Below are 18,517 nucleotides of genomic sequence, written 5' to 3'. Positions count from 1 at the left end.
ATCGGCATGGCAGCCACCACCCACACCGTGACCAATCAGGTTCCGCCGCTGGTCGGCCATGACGTCTTCGCCGCCGACCGGGCCCTGTCCGAGGCCGTCGAGCGGCATGTCGCGCCCGGGGTCCTGCCCGTGGCGCTGGAGGAGCTCGGGGAGCTGGGCCGGGCCGCGGGCTCCGCCCAGGTCCAGGAGTGGGGTGCGCGGGCGAACGCGCATCCGCCCGTCCTGCGCACCCATGACCGTTTCGGGCACCGCGTCGACGAGGTGGATTTCCATCCGTCCTGGCACCGGTTGCTGGGCCACGCGGTGTCGGCCGGGCTGACGGACGCCTGGGGGCGTCCGGCCGGTCATGTCCGGCGCGCGGCCGGGTTCCTGGTCTGGACGCAGGCCGAGGCGGGGCACGGCTGTCCGCTGTCGATGACGCACGCGGCGGTGCCCACGCTGCGGACCGATCCGGCGCTGGCCGCCGAGTGGGAGCCGCTGCTGACCTCGCACACGTACGTGGAGGGGCTGCGGAACCCGATGGAGAAGGCCGGGGCGCTCCTCGGGATGGGCATGACCGAGAAGCAGGGCGGCACCGACGTGCGGTCCAACACGACGCGGGCCGAAGCGCTCTCCGGTGCCGACGGCTATCTGCTCACCGGGCACAAGTGGTTCTGTTCGGCGCCGATGTCGGACGGCTTCCTGGTGCTGGCGCAGGCGGCGGGCGGACTGAGCTGCTTCCTGGTGCCGCGGGTGCTCCCGGACGGCACGCGCAACGTGTTCGCGATCCAGCGGCTGAAGGACAAGCTGGGCAACCGGTCCAACGCCTCCGCCGAGGTCGAGTTCGACGGGACCTGGGCCCACCGGGTCGGTGAGGAGGGGCGCGGGGTGCGCACCATCATCGAGATGGTGGCGGCCACCCGGCTGGACTGCGTGGTGGGTTCGGCGGCGCTGATGCGGCAGGCGGTGTCCCAGGCGGTCCACCACAGCGCCTACCGCCGTGCGTTCGGCGGGCTCCTGATCGACAAGCCCCTGATGCGCAACGTGCTGGCGGACCTGGCGCTGGAGTCGGAGGCGGCGACGGTGCTGGCGATGCGGCTGGCCGCCGCGTACGACGAGGACACGGACGAGGAGCGGGCCTTTCTGCGGCTCGCGGTGCCCGCCGCGAAGTACTGGGTCACCAAACGGTGCTCCGCCGTGGTGGGCGAGGCGTTGGAGTGCCTGGGCGGCAACGGGTACGTGGAGGAGTCGGGGATGCCCCGGCTGCTGCGCGAGGCGCCGCTCAACTCCCTCTGGGAGGGCTCGGGCAACGTGCAGGCGCTGGACGTGCTGCGGGCGCTCCAGCGGGAGCCGCGGGCCCTGGACGCGTTCCTGCGCGAGGTCGGCCGCGCGCGCGGGGCGGATCACCGGCTGGACGCGGCGATCAAGGGCCTGCTGACGGAGCTGGCCGACCTGGAGGGCGTCGAGGCGCGGGCGCGGCGCGTGGTGGAGCGGATCGCCCTGGTGCTCCAGGGGTCGCTGCTGGTGCGCTGGGCCCCGCCCGAGGTGTCCGACGCGTTCTGCGCCTCGCGGCTCGGAGGGGACTGGGGGTCGGCGTTCGGGACGCTGCCGCACAGCCTCGACCTGGCGTCGGTGGTGGCAAGGGCCCGGCCGGACGCCGACCAGCGGCGGGGGCGGGGAAGCGACGGAGGGTGATGCTGCGCCGACACGGCACCACCCTCCACGCTTGTGCGACACCGGGCGACCGGGACAGGCCCGGCGCACGGTGTTCTGTCACTCTTGTACGGAGCCGGGGGACCTCGCCAGAGTTGCAGAGGGTTGCAACCATGGTACGGACCGATCGGCGGTCCGGCCGGGTGACCGGCGGGACGGGCCGGGCGGGGAAGCGTTCGGGGGGAACGGGGACCATGACGGACACGGGTACGGCGAGGGTGGTGCGGGTGACGGGCCAGGGGGCGGGGGGCCAGGCTTCCCGGTCCCTCCACCGGGCGCGGGAGGCACGGCTGGCGGGGGCCCGGTCCGAGGTCGCGCCCCGGGCGGAGATCGACGCCTCCTGGGACCGGGTGGCGCGCAGCGGCATCGACCCCGACCAGTCGCCGGAGAGCGCGTTGCTGCGGGCGGACGAGATCGAGCACCGCCGCCACAGCACGGCGCTCGGCGAGCTGATGCCGTTGCTGCGGGCGGGGCTGGCCTCGATAGCCGATGCCGCGCAGCAGATCCTGGTGGTGACCGACACCGAGGGCCGGGTGCTGTGGCGGCAGGGGCACACGGGGGTGCTGCGCCGGGCCCACGCCATCTGCCTGGAGGAAGGGGCGGACTGGGCCGAGGGGGCGACCGGGACGAACGCGATCGGGACGGCGCTGGCCGCCCGGGTCCCCGTCCAGGTCCACTCGGCCGAGCACTTCATCCGGGCGCTGCACGGCTGGACCTGTGCGGCGGCCCCGGTGCGGGATCCGCGCGACGGCCGGCTGATCGGGATCGTGGACATCAGCGGTCCGGCGTCCACGTTCCACCCCGCGACGCTGGCCCTGGTCGACTCGGTGGCCCGGCTCGCCGAGGGGGAGATCCGCGGCCGGCATCTGGCGGAGATCGAGCGGCTGCGCGCGGTGGCCGCGCCGATACTGTGCCGGATCGGCGGACGGGCGCTGGCGGTGGACGTGCACGGGCGGCTGGCGGCGGTGACCGGCATGCCTCCGGTGGACCGGCTGCCGCTGCCGAAGTCGCTGGGGCCGGGTCCGGTGTGGCTGCCCTCGCTCGGCATGTGCCGGGTCGAGCCGCTGCCGGGCGGCTGGCTGGTGCAGGTGGACGACGGCGGCACGGAGGGGGCGCGGCGGCGGGTGGTGCTGGACCTGAGCCGTCCCCGGGCGCTCGCCGTGCATCTGACCGGGCCGTTGGGGAACCGCACCCAGCGGCTCTCGCCGCGTCACGCGGAGCTGTTGTACGCCCTGGCCGTGCACCCGCAGGGGCGGACGGCCTCGGAGCTGGCCCGGGACATCTTCGGCGACGGGACCCGGACGGTGACGGTCCGGGCCGAGGTCTCCCGGCTGCGGCGACAGCTGGCGGAGGTGCTGGCCCACCGCCCGTACCGCTTCGGGGACGGGGTGGAGGTGGAGGTGATCCACCCGGAGGACCGCGCGGATCTGCTGCCGCACTCCCGTGCGCCCGTGGTGGCGGAGGCCCGCGGGGCGGCGACGACCGCCTGACCGGGGCCGCCGTGCGGGGGCCCGCCGTGCGGGGGCGGCCGGCGGCATGGTTCTCTGGCCGACATGAGCGATACCCCGCAGCCCGCAGCCCCGACCGCCGAGGTGACCGTCTGGTCGCTGGAGCAGACCTCGCCCGACGATCTGCGGCCCGCCGCCGTACCGGAGGGGGATCTGCGCATCGTCCGTTCCGAGGTGGTGCTGCCGGAGTTCAGCCGGTTCCTCTACTCCGCCGTGGGCGGCGACATCCACTGGACCGACCGGCTGGGTCTGACGTACGCCCAGTGGCAGGAGGCCCTGGAGCGGCCCGGGGCGGAGACCTGGGTGGCGTACGAGAAGGGGACGCCGGCCGGGTACGTCGAGTTGAAGCCGCACGACGACGGCGTGGTCGAGATCATGTACTTCGGGCTGATCCCGGCGTTCCGGGGGCGGCGGATCGGCGGCCACCTCCTCAGCTACGGGGTGGCGCGCGCCTGGGACCTGGCGGAGCGCTGGCCGGAGCGGCCGGCGACGAAGCGGGTGTGGCTGCACACCTGCTCGAAGGACGGCCCGCACGCGATGGACAACTATCTCCGGCGCGGCTTCCGGCTTTTCGAGACGAAGACCGAGGTGGAGCCGGACGTGGCGACGCCCGGTCCGTGGCCCGGGGCGTACGCCTCCTGATCACCCGTGACTTCGAGGGCGGTGGAGCGGTCGCTCCACCGCCCTCACCGCTGCCGGGTGGGCGTTTTGTCGGCAATGCCGGTGGCACACTCCGTGATCAGCGCCACATCGTCCCACTGTTCGAGACCCAGCCGTCCACATAGCGGATAGTGGTGGACTGCCCCGAGATGCGCGTGACACGCTTCCGTCATGTCTGGAACTGGAATTGCCTTGGTGAGTCGACGCCACGTCGACCTCTGCCGCATGTCCAGCGCCATCTGTCCGGCGAGCTGAGAGTCCCAGCACCGCCGCACTCCTCTTCCCTCTGAATTGCCCTGCGCACCGCCGCGCCTCAGCGCGAGTGTGCCGCTCAGAGCCGCCCTCCCGCAGTCCCGAAGGACGTATTGTCATGGCCGCTACCCCGGAACAGCCTGCGACCACCACGCCCCGCCGCAAGGCCGGACGCCACCGTGGCGAGGGTCAGTGGGCCGTGGGCCACCACACCCCTCTGAACGGGAACGAGCAGTTCAAGAAGGACGACGACGGTCTCAACGTACGGACACGCATTGAGACGATCTACTCCAAGCGCGGCTTCGACTCCATCGACCCGAACGACCTGCGTGGACGCATGCGCTGGTGGGGGCTGTACACCCAGCGCAAGCCCGGCATCGACGGCGGCAAGACCGCCGTGCTGGAGCCGGAGGAGCTGGACGACAAGTTCTTCATGCTGCGGGTCCGGATCGACGGGGGCCGGCTGACCACGCGGCAGCTGCGGGTGATCGGGGAGATCTCGCAGGAGTTCGCGCGCGGCACCGCGGACCTCACCGACCGGCAGAACGTGCAGTACCACTGGATCCGCATCGAGGACGTGCCGGAGATCTGGCGGCGGCTCGAAGAGGTGGGCCTGTCCACCACCGAGGCCTGCGGTGACACGCCCCGCGTGATCCTCGGCTCCCCCGTCGCGGGCATCGCCGAGAACGAGATCATCGACGGCACGCCCGCGATCGACGAGATCCAGCGCCGGTTCATCGGCAACCCCGACTTCTCCAACCTGCCCCGCAAGTTCAAGTCCGCCGTCTCCGGCTCCCCGCACCTGGACGTGGCACACGAGATCAACGACATCGCCTTCGTCGGTGTGAACCACCCGGAGCACGGCCCCGGCTTCGACCTCTGGGTCGGCGGCGGCCTCTCCACCAACCCCAAGCTCGGGGTGCGCCTCGGCGCCTGGGTGCCGTTGGACGAGGTGCCCGACGTGTACGGCGGGGTCATCGGGATCTTCCGCGACTACGGCTACCGGCGGCTGCGCACCCGCGCCCGGCTGAAGTTCCTGGTCGCGGACTGGGGGCCGGAGAAGTTCCGCCAGGTCCTCGAGGACGAGTACCTGAAGCGGAAACTGGTCGACGGGCCCGCGCCCGAGCAGCCCGCCCAGACCTGGCGCGACCACCTCGGGGTGCACCGGCAGAAGGACGGCCGCTTCTACGTCGGCTTCGCCGCGCGGGTGGGCCGGGTCGACGGCTCCACGCTCACCAAGATCGCCGAGGTCGCCGAGGCGCACGGCTCCGGCCGGGTGCGGACCACCGCCGAGCAGAAGATGATCGTGCTGGACGTGGCCGAGGAGCAGGTCGATTCCCTGGTCGCCGGTCTGGAGGCGCTGGACCTGAAGGTCACCCCGTCCCCGTTCCGGCGCGGCACGATGGCCTGCACCGGTATCGAGTTCTGCAAGCTGGCGATCGTCGAGACGAAGGCGCGCGGCGCCTCCCTGATCGACGAACTGGAGCGCCGCATCCCGGAGTTCGACCACCCCATCACCATCAACATCAACGGCTGCCCGAACGCCTGCGCCCGTATCCAGGTCGCGGACATCGGTCTCAAGGGCCAGCTGATGCTGGACGAGAACGGCGAGCAGGTGGAGGGCTACCAGGTGCACCTCGGCGGGGCGCTCGGCCTGGAGGCCGGGTTCGGCCGCAAGGTCCGCGGCCTGAAGGTCACCTCGGCCGAACTGCCGGACTACGTCGAGCGGGTGCTCGGCCGCTTCCAGGAGGAGCGCGCGGACGGCGAGCGCTTCGCGACCTGGGCGGCGCGCGCCAGTGCGGAGTCGCTGTCATGAGCGAGCGAGCCGCCCCGTTCCACTGCCCGTACTGCGGCGACGAGGACCTGCGTCCCAACGAGACCGGTCACGGCGCCTGGGAATGTGCCTCCTGCAACCGTGCGTTCCAGCTGAAGTTCCTGGGTCTGCTGACCCGGGGCGTGCGGCGCAACGACGGTGAGGGGAACGCGATATGACGGACACTCTGCTGAGCGGGGAGCTGACCGACGAGGAGCTCCGCGAGCTGGCCGAGCGGGCCGGACGGGAGCTGGAGGACGCCTCCGCCACCGAGATCCTGGCCTGGGCTGCCGACACCTTCGGGCCGCGTTTCTGCGTCACCTCCTCGATGGAGGACGCCGTGGTCGCGCACCTGGCGTCGCGGGTGATGCCGGGCGTGGACGTGGTCTTCCTGGACACCGGCTACCACTTCCCGGAGACCATCGGGACCCGGGACGCGGTGGACGCGGTGATGGACGTCAACGTCATCACGATCACCCCCCGGCAGACGGTCGCCGAGCAGGACGCCGAGCACGGCGAGAAGCTGCACGACCGGAACCCCGACCTGTGCTGCGCGCTGCGCAAGGTCAAGCCGTTGGAGGACGGCCTGACCGCGTACGCCGCGTGGGCGACGGGGCTGCGCCGTGACGAGTCGCCGACCCGGGCGAACACCCCGGTCGTCGGCTGGGACGCCAAGCGCCGCAAGGTGAAGGTCTCCCCCATCGCCCGCTGGACCCAGGACGACGTGGACGCCTACGTCGCCGAGCACGGCGTGCTCACCAACCCGCTGCTGATGGACGGCTACGCCTCCGTCGGCTGCGCGCCCTGCACCCGCCGGGTGCTGGAGGGCGAGGACGCACGGGCCGGCCGCTGGGCCGGCCGGGGCAAGACCGAATGCGGGCTGCACGGCTGATGACGACTGATCAGGAGAGTTCGATGAGCGTGACGGAGACGGGAGCCACGATCTGGCTGACCGGTCTGCCGAGCGCGGGCAAGACCACCATCGCGTACGAGCTGGCGGGCCGGCTGCGGACCGAGGGCCACAGGGTGGAGGTGCTCGACGGCGACGAGATCCGCGAGTTCCTCTCGGCGGGCCTCGGCTTCTCCCGCGAGGACCGGCACACCAACGTGGCCCGGATCGGCTTCGTCGCCGAACTCCTCGCCGCCAACGGCGTGAAAGTGCTGGTCCCCGTCATCGCCCCGTTCGCCGACAGCCGCGAGGCCGTCCGCAAGCGGCACGCCGCCGAGTCCACCACCTATCTGGAGGTGCACGTCGCGACCCCCGTCGAGGTGTGCTCCGTACGTGATGTGAAGGGCCTTTACGCCAAGCAGGCGGCGGGCGAGATCAGCGGGCTGACCGGGGTCGACGACCCCTACGAGGCCCCCGAATCGCCGGACCTGCGGATCGAGTCGCACCAGCAGACCGTGCAGGAGTCAGCGGCGGCGCTCCACGCGCTGCTCACCGAGAGGGGCCTGGCGTGAGTGCCGTCACCACCACCGTGTCCGAGGGCACGGCGAACCCGTACGCGCTCAGCCACCTGGACTCCCTGGAGTCCGAGGCGGTCCACATCTTCCGCGAGGTGGCGGGTGAGTTCGAGCGGCCGGTGATCCTGTTCTCCGGCGGCAAGGACTCCATCGTGATGCTGCACCTGGCGCTCAAGGCGTTCGCGCCCGCGCCGGTGCCGTTCACGCTGCTGCACGTGGACACCGGGCACAACTTCCCCGAGGTCCTCGACTACCGCGACCGTACGGTCAAGAAGCACGGACTGCGGCTGCACGTCGCCTCCGTGCAGGAGTACATCGACGCCGGGAAGCTCCGCGAGCGCCCCGACGGCACCCGCAACCCGCTCCAGACCGTGCCCCTGACCGAGGCGATCCAGCAGCACCGCTTCGACGCGGTGTTCGGCGGCGGGCGGCGCGACGAGGAGAAGGCGCGCGCCAAGGAACGGGTCTTCTCGCTGCGCGACGAGTTCTCCCAGTGGGACCCGCGCCGCCAGCGGCCCGAGCTGTGGAACCTCTACAACGGCCGGCACGCCCCCGGCGAGCACGTCCGGGTCTTCCCGATCTCCAACTGGACCGAGCTGGACGTCTGGCAGTACATCGAGCGCGAGTCCATCGAACTGCCGGAGATCTACTTCGCCCATGAGCGCGAGGTGTTCAACCGCAACGGCATGTGGCTGACGGCGGGGCACTGGGGCGGGCCGAAGGAGCACGAGGCCACCGAGACCCGGCTGGTGCGCTACCGCACGGTCGGCGACATGTCCTGCACCGGGGCCGTCGACTCCGACGCCACCACGCTGGACGCCGTGATCACCGAGATCGCCGCCTCCCGGCTCACCGAGCGGGGCGCGACCCGCGCCGACGACAAGATGTCCGAGGCCGCGATGGAAGACCGCAAGCGCGAGGGGTACTTCTGAGGGCCTCTCGTGTGGACCAGGGCGGGCACGCGTGCCCCGGTGCCGCACCTCGCCGCGTTGTCGTCACTCACCACGGCTCCGCCATGACTCCCTCCTCCGCCCTGCGACGCACGGCGCCAGACCCCGCTCCCTGATCCGGCCTGATCCACACGAGAGGCCCCCATGACCACCACAGCCGAGCAGTTGTCGGCCACCACCCTGCTGCGCTTCGCCACCGCCGGGTCCGTCGACGACGGCAAGTCCACCCTCGTGGGACGTCTGCTGCACGACTCCAAGTCGGTCCTCACCGACCAGCTGGAGGCCGTCGAGCAGGCCTCGCTCAACCGCGGGCAGGAGGCGCCGGACCTGGCGCTGCTCACCGACGGGCTGCGCGCCGAGCGCGAGCAGGGCATCACCATCGACGTCGCCTACCGCTACTTCGCCACCGCCCGCCGCCGGTTCATCCTCGCCGACACCCCGGGCCATGTGCAGTACACCCGCAACATGGTCACCGGCGCCTCGACGGCCGAGCTGGCCGTGGTCCTGGTCGACGCCCGCAACGGGGTCGTCGAGCAGACCCGCCGGCACGCCGCCGTCGCCGCGCTGCTGCGCGTCCCGCACGTGGTGCTGGCGGTCAACAAGATGGACCTGGTCGACTACGCGGAGCCCGTCTTCGCCGCGATAGCCGAGGAGTTCACCGCGTACGCCGCCTCCCTCGGCGTCCCGGAGATCACCGCGATCCCGATCTCGGCGCTGGCCGGGGACAACGTGGTGGAACCCTCCGCCCACATGGACTGGTACGGCGGACCGACCGTCCTGGAGCACCTGGAGACGGTCCCGGTCAGCCACGACCTCACCGCCTGCCACGCGCGCTTCCCCGTGCAGTACGTGATCCGCCCGCAGTCCGCCGAGCACCCCGACTACCGGGGGTACGCCGGTCAGATCGCCGCCGGGGTGTTCCGGGTCGGCGAGGCCGTCGCTGTCCTCCCCTCGGGGCGCACGACGACGATCACCGGCATCGACGCGCTCGGCGAGAGCGTGGACATCGCCTGGGCCCCGCAGTCGGTGACGCTCCGGCTGGCCGACGACATCGACATCTCGCGGGGCGACCTGATCGCCCCCGCCGACGACTCCCCCGCCGTCACGCAGGACGTCGAGGCGACCGTCTGCCATGTGGCCGACCAGCCGCTCTCCGTGGGGCAGCGGGTGCTGCTCAAGCACACCACCCGCACGGTCAAGGCGATCGTCAAGGACATCCCCTCCCGGCTCACCCTGGACGACCTCTCCCAGCACCCGGCCCCCGGGCAGCTGGTCGCCAATGACATCGGCCGGGTCGTCGTGCGGACCGCCGAGCCGCTCGCGCTCGACTCCTACGAGGACTCCCGGCGCACCGGATCGTTCCTGCTGATCGACCCGGCGGACGGGACGACGCTGAGCGCCGGCATGGCGGGCGCCGCGTTCGCCGCCGCCGCCGAGGCCGTCGCGGCGGTCGACGACGCCGAGTGGGACTTCTGATGGCCACCGACTTCTTCTCCTCCTTCGCGAAGGAGGGCGGCCGGGTGGGCAGCGGCGCCCTCGGCAGCGGCCAGGGCGGGGTCGGGCGATGTGCGTGATGACGTACGCGCACCGCTCGCGCGCCCTGAACCCCCCGCACCCGTACCGCCGTAGACCTGCCGCCCTCCCGGCCGCGCCCCCCTGACCAGACAGCGGGGCGTGGGACCGGGCCGACGAGAGGAAAGCCTCCCGTGCCTGCCCCCCGTTCCACCGTTCGCCGCGGCCTCGCCGCCGTCGCCGCCCTGCCGCTGCTCGCCCTGGCCGCCACCGCCTGCGGCTACGGCTCCGAGGCCAAGGACGACGACGCCAAGACGAACGTCTCCGCCGGAGGGAAGAAGCTCTCCTCCGACACCGTGAAGATCGGGTACTTCCCGAACCTCACGCACGCCACCGCCCTGGTCGGTATCCAGGAAGGCACCATCCAGAAGGAACTGGGCGGCACCAAGGTCGAGTCGACGACCTTCAACGCGGGCCCGTCCGAGATCGAGGCGCTGAACGCCGGGTCGATCGACATCGGCTTCATCGGCCCCTCCCCCTCCATCAACGGGTACAGCAAGTCCCAGGGCAAGGGACTGCGGATCATCTCCGGTTCGGCCTCCGGCGGGGTGAAGCTGGTCGTCAACCCGGACAGGATCAAGACCCTGGACGACCTCAAGGGCAAGAAGATCGCCACCCCGCAGCTCGGCAACACCCAGGACGTGGCCTTCCTCAACTGGATCTCCGAGAAGGGCTGGAAGGTCGACGCCCAGAGCGGCAAGGGCGACGTCTCGGTGGTCCGCTCGGACAACAAGGTGACCCCGGACGCCTACAAGTCCGGTGACCTGGACGGGGCGTGGGTGCCCGAGCCGACGGCGTCCAAGCTGGTCTCCGAGGGGGCGAAGGTGCTCCTCGACGAGAAGGACCTGTGGCCGGACAAGAAGTTCGTGATCACGAACATCATCGTGTCGCAGACGTTCCTCGACGAGCACCCGGACGTGGTCGAGGCGGTGCTGAAGGGGTCGGTGTCCACCAACAAGTGGATCAACGCCAACCCGGAAGAGGCCAAGGCGTCCGCGAACAAGGCGCTGGAGAAGCTGAGCGGCAAGCCGCTGCCCCAGGAGATCCTCGACCCGGCGTGGGAGTCCATCGAGATCACGGACGACCCGCTGGCCGAGACGCTGAAGACGCAGGCCGGGTACTCGGTCAAGTCGGGTCTGCTCAAGGAGCCCGACCTCCAGGGCATCTACGACCTGGGCCCGCTGAACAAGATCCTCAAGGCCGAGGGCCTGCCCGAGGTCGCCGACGCCGGTCTCGGCGTCAAGTAGCCCGCCCCATCCGCAGCAGGACGTAAGGATTCCCAGGAGGTGACGACCATGGCGACCCCTACCCTCACCAAGGCCGAGGACCGTACGACGGTCGAGCACGCAGCCCGTCTCGCGCACGTCTCGAAGTCCTTCGCCGGGCCCACGGGGGCCCAGCTCGTGCTGGACGACATCACGCTCGATGTCGCTCCGGGTGAGTTCGTCACCCTCCTGGGAGCGTCCGGGTGCGGGAAGTCGACGCTGCTCAACCTGGTGGCCGGACTCGACCGCCCGTCGAAGGGGTCCATCGAGACCCCCGGCGGGCGGCCGGCCCTGATGTTCCAGGAGCACGCCCTCTTCCCGTGGCTGACCGCGGGCAAGAACATCGAACTGGCCCTGCGGCTGCGCGGGGTGCCCAAGTCCGAGCGCCGCACCGAGGCCGAGCGGCTGCTCGAACTCGTCCGGCTCGGCGGGGCGTACGGCAAGCGGGTGCACGAGCTGTCCGGCGGTATGCGCCAGCGCGTCGCGATGGCCCGTGCCCTCGCCCAGGACAGTCAACTGCTGCTGATGGACGAGCCGTTCGCGGCGCTGGACGCCATCACCCGCGATGTGCTGCACGACGAGCTGACCCGGATCTGGGCGGAGACGAACGCCTCGGTCCTCTTCGTCACGCACAACGTGCGCGAGGCCGTACGGCTCGCGCAGCGCGTCGTGCTGCTCTCGTCCCGGCCGGGCCGGATCGCCCGGGAGTGGACGGTCGACATCGAGCAGCCGCGCCGCATCGAGGACACCGCCGTGGCGGAGCTGTCCGTCGAGATCACCGAAGAACTGCGTGGGGAGATCCGCCGACATGGCCAGCACTGACATCACGTCCGACCGCAAGGGGCCGGACACGGCGGCCACCGGACCGGTCGACAGGGAACCGGACGACCTGGCCGGTCTGGAAGCCGGCCTCGACGCGCTCGACGCCGTGCAGATCAACCGCACCCCGGTGCGCGAGGTCCTCCTGCGCAAGGTGCTGCCGCCGGTCGTGGCGGTGGCGCTGGTCCTGGTGGTCTGGGAGCTGCTCGTCCGCGCCCAGGTCACGGAGACCTACAAGCTGCCGCCGCCGTCCGCCGTGTGGGACAGCGCCCGGGAGATGTGGCTCGCGGGCACGCTGCTGGAGGTCGTCTGGACCAGCGTGTCGCGCGGTCTGTTCGGCTTCCTGCTCGCGGTCGCGATCGGTACGCCGCTGGGGCTGCTGGTCGCCCGGGTGAAGCTGGTCCGGGCCGCGATCGGTCCGATCCTGTCCGGGCTCCAGTCGCTGCCCTCGGTGGCGTGGGTGGCCCCGGCGGTGATCTGGCTCGGCCTGAACGACCAGATGATGTTCGCGGTGATCCTGCTGGGCGCGGTGCCCTCGATCGCCAACGGTCTGGTCTCCGGCGTCGACCAGGTGCCGCCGCTGTTCCTCCGGGCCGGCCGCACACTCGGCGCGACCGGGCTGCGCGGGACCTGGCACATCGTGCTCCCGGCGGCGCTGCCCGGCTATCTGGCGGGCCTCAAGCAGGGCTGGGCGTTCTCCTGGCGCTCGCTGATGGCCGCCGAGATCATCGCCTCGTCACCCGAACTCGGCCTCGGGCTCGGACAGTTGCTGGAGAACGGCCGCAGCAACTTCGACATGCCCGGCATCTTCCTGTCGATTCTGCTCATCCTGTTCGTCGGCATCGCCATCGACCTGCTCATCTTCAGTCCGCTGGAGCGGTGGGTGCTGCGCAGCCGCGGTCTCCTCGTCAAGAACTGAGCCCTCCCATGACGCACCCCACGCTCCTCGTCATCGCCCACGGCAGCCGCGACCCGCGGCACGCCGCGACCGTGCACGCGCTCACCGAGCGGGTCCGCGCCGAGCGGCCGGGACTGCGGGTGGAGACGGCGTTCCTGGAGTTCAACGCCCCGTCGGTGCCCCGGGTGCTGGAGCGCCTGGCCGCGGAGGGGGCGGACGAGGTCGTCGCCCTCCCGCTGCTGCTCACCCGGGCGTTCCACGCCAAGACCGACATCCCCTCGGTCCTGCGCGAGGCCCGGGCCCGGCTGCCGCGCCTGCGCGTCCGGCAGGCCGACGTCCTCGGCCCGTCCCCGCTGCTCAACGCCGCCCTGGGGCGGCGGCTGCGGGAGGCCGGGGTCCGTCCCGGCGACCTCCCCCGGACCGGGCTCGTCCTGGCCTCGGCGGGATCATCGGACCCGGAGGCGATCGCAGTGATCGCTGAAATCGCGCGGGAGCTGCGGCACACCGGTTGGTGCGCCGTGCGGCCTGCGTTCGCCTCCGCACTCCTTCCCCGTACCGAGGACGCGGTACGGGCCCTGCGCGCCGAGGGCGTGGACCGGGTGGCGGTGGCCCCGTACGTGATCGCGCCCGGCCGGCTCCCCGACCGCATCGTGGCCGGCGCCGAGGCGGCCGGGGCCGACGTGCTCGCCGACGTGCTGGGACCCGCGCCCGAGATGGCGCGGCTGCTGCTGGACCGGTACGACGAGACGCGGGTGACGGTGGGGGCGTCGCTGTCGGCGTGAGGGGCCGGGCGGGTCGCCGGACACGCACCGGGTGAGGGCCCGGCCGCGGAGTGCCGCGGAAAGCGGAGGCGCCGCCGCCCGTACGTCTCGTACGATCGGCCCGCATCGACCCGCCGCGTACGCCAAGGACTCCGTGAACCGCTCCGATCTCCCCGCCAAGGCCCCCTCCCTCGCGGCCGGCATGGCCGCCGCCGAGCACAGCCCGGCCGGCCAGCTCGTCCAGACCCGCCACCGCGCCGCGCTCGTGGCCGGCTGGGACATCGCGCCCGGCTCCAGGGTCCTGGAACTGGGCTGCGGTCAGGGCGACATGACCGCCGTCCTGGCCGAGGCGGTCGGGCCGGAGGGGCGTGTGGTGGCCATCGATGTGGCCGACCCCTCCTACGGCTCCCCGGTCACGCTGGGGGAATCGGCGGACCGGCTCGCGGCGGGCCCTCTCGGCCCCCGCGTCGACTTCCGTTTCGGCACCGACGTGCTCGATCCGTCCGTCGACTTCCCCGGCCTCGCCTTCGACCATGTGGTGCTCGCGCACTGTTCCTGGTACTTCGCCTCGCTCGGGCAGCTGCGGGACACCCTGGCCCGGGTACGGCGGTGGGCGCGGCAGCTGTGGTTCACCGAGTGGGACCTGACGCCCGCGTCCGGCGACCAGTTGGCGCACCTCCTCGCCGTGTTGATCCAGGGGCAGGTCGAGGCCGCCGGATCGCGCGGTCAGGGCAATGTGCGCACGCCCTTCTCCCGTGAGGAGCTGCTGCGGCTCCTGCCCGGGGCCGGCTGGACGGCCGAAGGCGGCGGGCCGGTCGATACCGAAGGTCTTCAGGACGGCGACTGGGAGGTCGCCGCCTGTCTCGACCTGGTCGGAGCGGAGGCGCGTCTGGCGTCGCTGCCCGAACCGGTGCGCCGGCTCGTCCGCAGCCAGGCCGACGTCCTGCGGGCCGTCGCCGTGGAGCGCGGCAACCGTCCGCTCGCCGCGTACGCGGTCACCGCGCGCTGACGTACGTCCCGGCGGAGGCTCGGTCGTGGGACAGCCCGCCGGACCGCGCCCGCTCGTGCCGGAAGCAGCCCCGGGGGGCGCGAGGGCTCCGTCGCCATGGGCGGCAGCCGCGACCGCCACCCGGACCGGGCCGACGGACGTGTCGACGAGCTCCCGGTACCGGTCGGTTGCCCGCGTTACTCAGGCGCGGAGCGGCCGAACAGGCGCCGTTGACGGGCAGGGGGCCGCATGTCAGCGTCGGTGCGCGCGGAGTGACCGTGCGCAGTCCCGTCGACACAGCGGGCCACCGGAAGGGAATCATGATGACAAGACACAGATCCGCGGCGGTAGCGGCCGTGGCGCTCGTGCTGTCCGGAGCGCTCCTCACCGCCGGCGCCGCCGCACCGGCCCTGGCCGTCGGCAACGCCCCCGCCGAGGCGCCGGCCGCCGCGGCCCCGCTCCGGATCCCGGCCGACCCGACGCCCGCGGAGCAGGAGCACCTGAGGGAGATCGCGGGCGCCATCTGGACGCCCCAGCTGGCCGCAGGCTGGAACATGAACGCCGAGGTCGCCGACGTGCTCTCGCAGGCCACCGAGCGCATCCTGCAGTGCTCCGAGGCGTTCGCGCTCGTGCCCCGGCCGCCGGGCTTCGTTCCCGGTCTCGGCTATCTCGTCCAGTACTGGAAGAACCTGCGGGACTACTTCCTCGTGGTGAAGGACAACCGCACCTACCGCGCCTGTGTGGTCTCGACCGCCGCCTACTACCGCTCCATCATCGAGATGGCTTCCGCGGGCATCTGAGTCCGGGCGAGGGCGGGCCGCCGCGGGGCCGGTACGTGCGGCGGCCCGTCAGCCGAGGCTCCCGGCGGGCTTGTCGGGCTCGGGCCCCGGCGTGTGGTGACGGCCGACCGGGATGACCAGCGGGGTGCGGCTGACCGGGTCCGTGGTCACCTGGCAGCGCAGGCCGAAGACGTCCTCGACCGTCTCGGCGGTGATCACGTCGGCGGGGGCGCCCTCGGCGACGATGCCGCCCTTCTTCATCGCGATGACGTGATCCGCGTAGCGGCAGGCCTGGTTGAGGTCGTGCAGGACCATGACGATCGTGCGGCCCTCGCGCCGGTTGAGGTCGACGACGAGGTCCAGCACGTCGATCTGGTGGGCGAGGTCGAGGTACGTCGTCGGCTCGTCGAGGAGGAGGACCGGGGTGCCCTGGGCGACGGCCATGGCGATCCAGGCGCGCTGGCGCTGGCCGCCGGAGAGCTCGTCGACCGCGCGGTCGGCGAGGTCGGTGGTGCCGGTGGCGGCGAGCGCGTCGTGGACCGCCTGCTCGTCGGCCTTGGTCCACTGCCGCCACCACGTCTGGTGCGGGGAGCGGCCCCGGTTGACCAGGTCGATGACGGTGAGGCCCTCGGGGGCGACCGGCGCCTGCGGGAGGATGCCGAGCCGCTGGGCCAACTCCCTGGTGGGGATGGTGTGCAGGGCGCGGCCGTCCAGGCTGACCGCACCCTCGCGCGGGGCCAGCAGCCGGGCCAGCGCGCGCAGCAGGGTCGACTTGCCGCAGGCGTTGGCGCCGACGATGGCGGTGATCCGGCCCGGCGGCACGGCCAGGTCGAGGCCGCTGACGACGGCCCGGTCGTCGTAGCCCAGGTGCAGGCCCTCGGCCCGCAGGTCGGGTTCGGCGGTGGACATCGGTCAGCCTCCTGAGCCCGCGCGGTTGACGCGGATGAGCAGCCAGAGCAGCACCGGGGCGCCGAGCACCCCGGTGACGATCCCGACGGGCAGTTCGGTGCCGGGGACCAGTTCGCGTGCGAGGACGTCGGACGCGAGGACGACGAGGGCGCCGGTGAGTCCGGCGGCGAGCGGCGGGGGCCAGGCGGTGCGGCAGAGCCGCTGGGCGATCTGCGGGGCGGCGAGCGCCACGAAGGCCACGGGCCCGGCCGCCGCGGTCGCGAAGGCGACCAGGCCGACTCCGGTGAGCAGGACGGTGAGCCGCACGGCCTGGACACGGGTGCCGAGCCCCTTGGCCACGTCGTCGCCGAGTTGCAGCGTACGCATCAGCCGGCCGATCAGCAGGGCCGCGGGGACCAGGACGACGAGGGCGTAGGCGAGGGGTGCGGCCTGCTGCCAGTCGCGGCCGTTGAGGTTGCCGACGAGCCAGCCGAGGGCGGCCTGCGCCTGGAATCGGCCGCCCCGGGCGAGCAGGAAGTCGGTGGCGCTGAGGCAGACCCAGGAGACGCCGATGCCGACGAGGATGATGCGGTAGCCGGTGGTGCCCCGCCGCCAGGCGAGCCCGTAGACGAGGAGGGCGCTGGCGAGGGCCCCGAACAGGCCGAGGGCCTGGGTGCCGAGGCCGAAGTCCCAGCCGAGCACGATGCCCGCGACGACGGCGGTCCCGGCACCCTGGGTGAGGCCGATCATGTCGGGGCTGGCGAGCGGGTTGCGGGTCATCGTCTGGAACAGGGCACCGGACATGCCGAACGCGATGCCCGCGAGGAGCCCGGTCATGGCGCGGGGCAGCCGCAGCTCCTGGACGACGAGGAGGGTGCCGGGGTCGCCGGAGCCGGTCAGGGCGCGGGCGACGTCGGTGAGGGGGATGCCGTACTCGCCGATGGAGACGTTCCAGCACAGCGCCACGAACACGGCGACGGCGAGCCCCGCGCAGACGGCGAGCTGACGGGGGCGCAGGGTGCCGGAGACCGGGGGGAAGGCCAGGCGGAAGGGGCGGGCCGCGGTCTTCTCCGTACGGAGGGAGTCGGTGGTCTTCCGGGTGCGGAGGGAGTCGGTGGTCACGGTCATACCTCCGCGAGCCGGCGTCGGCGGACCAGGGCGATGAAGAACGGTCCGCCGATGAAGGCGACGATGATCCCGGCCTGCACCTCGACGGGCCGGGCGATCACCCGGCCGAGGATGTCCGCGCCGAGCAGCAGGGCGGCGGCGAGGGCGGCCGAGAGCGGCAGCAGCCAGCGGTGGTCGGGGCCGAGTCCGGCGTACTGGGCGAGGACCCGGGCGACGTGCGGGACGACCAGGCCGATGAAGACGACGGGGCCGATCACCGCGACCGCCGCGCCGGTGAGGAGGGTGACGGCGACGACGCCCTGGAGGCGGACGAGGCCGAGCCTGCGGCCGAGGGAGGCGGCCACGTCGTCGCCGAGCGCGAGGCTGTTGAGGGCGGGGGCGCTCGCCAGGGCGAGGAGGGCGCCGAGGCCGAGGAAGGGCAGGACGCGCAGCACGGTGGCGGCGTCCTGGTCGGCGAGGGACCCGGCCGACCAGAAGCGGAAGCGGTCCAGGGCGGCCGGGTCGGTGAGGACGACGGCGCTGGTCAGCGAGGACAGCACGGCGGTGACGGCGACTCCGGCGAGGGCCAGTTTCACCGGGGTCGACCCCGAACGCCCCAGTCGGCCCAGCAGGTAGACGACGACGCTCGCCGCCATCGCCCCGGCGAACGCGAACCAGATGTAGCCGAGCAGCGAGCCGATCCCGGCGACCCCGGCGGCCAGCACGATGGCGAACGCCGCCCCGGCGCTGACCCCGAGGATGCCGGGGTCGGCCAGCGGGTTGCGGGTCAGCGCCTGCATCACGCAGCCGGAGAGGCCGAGCGCCGCCCCGGCGGCCAGCCCCAGTGCCGTACGCGGAACGCGCACCGACAGGACGACGTCCTCGACGCGGGGCCCGGTCGGCTGTCCGGTGAGCGCCTTCAGCACGTCGCCGGGCGGGATGCCGAGCGCCCCGAGACCGAGCGAGAGCAGGCAGAGCAGCACCAGCAGGGCGCCGAGCGCGGCCACGAGCAGGGCGGGTCGCCATCGGGCGGGGCGGGTCACGGGGCTGGCTCCACGGTCCGGTTCCTCACGGGTGGTCGGGCGGTCGACACGAGGGGGG

At 72.7% G+C, this 18,517-nt stretch carries 19 protein-coding genes; 16 read left to right on the top strand and 3 right to left on the bottom strand.

Features of this window, described 5'->3' with window-relative positions; genetic code table 11:
* Positions 1-6 precede the first annotated feature (6 nt).
* From DTB53_RS10675 to DTB53_RS10605, 16 genes are all read left to right on the top strand, one after another.
* Positions 7-1,674, top strand: coding sequence for an acyl-CoA dehydrogenase family protein (locus tag DTB53_RS10675; RefSeq protein ID WP_012378492.1), 1,668 nt, complete (start codon positions 7-9; stop codon positions 1,672-1,674).
* A 212-nt stretch (positions 1,675-1,886) separates the two neighbouring features.
* Positions 1,887-3,182 carry a GAF domain-containing protein gene (locus DTB53_RS10670; RefSeq protein WP_012378493.1) on the top strand — a complete coding sequence of 432 codons (1,296 nt, stop codon included), beginning with the start codon at positions 1,887-1,889 and terminating at the stop codon, positions 3,180-3,182.
* Positions 3,183-3,245: 63 nt separating this feature from the next.
* A complete protein-coding gene (locus DTB53_RS10665) occupies positions 3,246-3,842 on the top strand; it encodes a GNAT family N-acetyltransferase (protein ID WP_003965431.1) in 597 nt (198 codons plus the stop codon).
* A 189-nt stretch (positions 3,843-4,031) separates the two neighbouring features.
* Complete coding sequence (locus DTB53_RS37985) at positions 4,032-4,115, top strand: putative leader peptide (protein WP_316944184.1); 84 nt, start codon at positions 4,032-4,034, stop codon at positions 4,113-4,115.
* Positions 4,116-4,230: 115 nt separating this feature from the next.
* Positions 4,231-5,928 (top strand): nitrite/sulfite reductase, encoded by a 1,698-nt coding sequence (locus tag DTB53_RS10660; RefSeq protein ID WP_012378494.1) that lies wholly within the window; start codon positions 4,231-4,233, stop codon positions 5,926-5,928.
* Complete coding sequence (locus DTB53_RS10655) at positions 5,925-6,104, top strand: hypothetical protein (protein WP_003965433.1); 180 nt, start codon at positions 5,925-5,927, stop codon at positions 6,102-6,104. Before DTB53_RS10660 ends, DTB53_RS10655 begins: the two co-directional genes overlap by 4 nt.
* Positions 6,101-6,817 carry a phosphoadenylyl-sulfate reductase gene (locus tag DTB53_RS10650; RefSeq protein WP_003965434.1) on the top strand — a complete coding sequence of 239 codons (717 nt, stop codon included), beginning with the start codon at positions 6,101-6,103 and terminating at the stop codon, positions 6,815-6,817. The genes DTB53_RS10655 and DTB53_RS10650 overlap by 4 nt, the downstream gene beginning before the upstream one ends.
* A 23-nt stretch (positions 6,818-6,840) precedes the next feature.
* A complete protein-coding gene (gene cysC / locus DTB53_RS10645) occupies positions 6,841-7,386 on the top strand; it encodes an adenylyl-sulfate kinase (protein WP_003965435.1) in 546 nt (181 codons plus the stop codon).
* On the top strand, positions 7,383-8,321 hold the full coding sequence (gene cysD / locus DTB53_RS10640) for a sulfate adenylyltransferase subunit CysD (RefSeq protein WP_003965436.1): 939 nt from the start codon (positions 7,383-7,385) through the stop codon (positions 8,319-8,321). Before cysC ends, cysD begins: the two co-directional genes overlap by 4 nt.
* A gap of 162 nt (positions 8,322-8,483) precedes the next feature.
* The gene (locus tag DTB53_RS10635) at positions 8,484-9,815 is read left to right on the top strand and encodes a sulfate adenylyltransferase subunit 1 (RefSeq protein ID WP_012378496.1); all 1,332 of its coding nucleotides are present in this window, start codon (positions 8,484-8,486) and stop codon (positions 9,813-9,815) included.
* 230 nt (positions 9,816-10,045) lie between these two features.
* The gene (locus DTB53_RS10630; protein WP_012378497.1) at positions 10,046-11,158 is read left to right on the top strand and encodes an aliphatic sulfonate ABC transporter substrate-binding protein; all 1,113 of its coding nucleotides are present in this window, start codon (positions 10,046-10,048) and stop codon (positions 11,156-11,158) included.
* Between the two features lie 48 nt (positions 11,159-11,206).
* Positions 11,207-11,998, top strand: coding sequence for an ABC transporter ATP-binding protein (locus DTB53_RS10625; RefSeq protein WP_003965440.1), 792 nt, complete (start codon positions 11,207-11,209; stop codon positions 11,996-11,998).
* Entirely contained in the window at positions 11,985-12,914 is a 930-nt protein-coding gene (locus tag DTB53_RS10620) for an ABC transporter permease (protein WP_012378498.1), read from the top strand. Before DTB53_RS10625 ends, DTB53_RS10620 begins: the two co-directional genes overlap by 14 nt.
* Before the next feature lie 8 nt (positions 12,915-12,922).
* On the top strand, positions 12,923-13,675 hold the full coding sequence (locus DTB53_RS10615; protein ID WP_012378499.1) for a sirohydrochlorin chelatase: 753 nt from the start codon (positions 12,923-12,925) through the stop codon (positions 13,673-13,675).
* A 133-nt stretch (positions 13,676-13,808) separates the two neighbouring features.
* Positions 13,809-14,663, top strand: coding sequence for a class I SAM-dependent methyltransferase (locus DTB53_RS10610; RefSeq protein ID WP_012378500.1), 855 nt, complete (start codon positions 13,809-13,811; stop codon positions 14,661-14,663).
* Positions 14,664-14,962: 299 nt separating this feature from the next.
* A complete protein-coding gene (locus DTB53_RS10605; RefSeq protein ID WP_042495806.1) occupies positions 14,963-15,442 on the top strand; it encodes a hypothetical protein in 480 nt (159 codons plus the stop codon).
* A gap of 48 nt (positions 15,443-15,490) precedes the next feature.
* Here DTB53_RS10605 and DTB53_RS10600 read toward each other — a convergent pair whose 3' ends face one another.
* Genes DTB53_RS10600 through DTB53_RS10590 form a run of 3 tightly spaced genes read right to left on the bottom strand, consistent with a single transcriptional unit; the run spans position 15,491 to position 18,459 of the window.
* Positions 15,491-16,330, bottom strand: a complete 840-nt coding sequence (locus DTB53_RS10600; protein ID WP_012378502.1) for an ABC transporter ATP-binding protein — start codon at positions 16,328-16,330, stop codon at positions 15,491-15,493.
* 3 nt (positions 16,331-16,333) lie between these two features.
* A complete protein-coding gene (locus DTB53_RS10595; RefSeq protein ID WP_012378503.1) occupies positions 16,334-17,437 on the bottom strand; it encodes a FecCD family ABC transporter permease in 1,104 nt (367 codons plus the stop codon).
* Entirely contained in the window at positions 17,434-18,459 is a 1,026-nt protein-coding gene (locus DTB53_RS10590) for a FecCD family ABC transporter permease (protein WP_012378504.1), read from the bottom strand. Before DTB53_RS10590 ends, DTB53_RS10595 begins: the two co-directional genes overlap by 4 nt.
* Positions 18,460-18,517: the final 58 nt, after the last annotated feature.

Origin of the sequence: Streptomyces griseus (assembly GCF_900460065.1) — a bacterium.
Lineage (GTDB): Bacteria > Actinomycetota > Actinomycetes > Streptomycetales > Streptomycetaceae > Streptomyces > Streptomyces griseus.
Note: the sequence above shows the minus strand (reverse complement) of the source record. Positions and strands in the feature narration are given on the sequence as shown.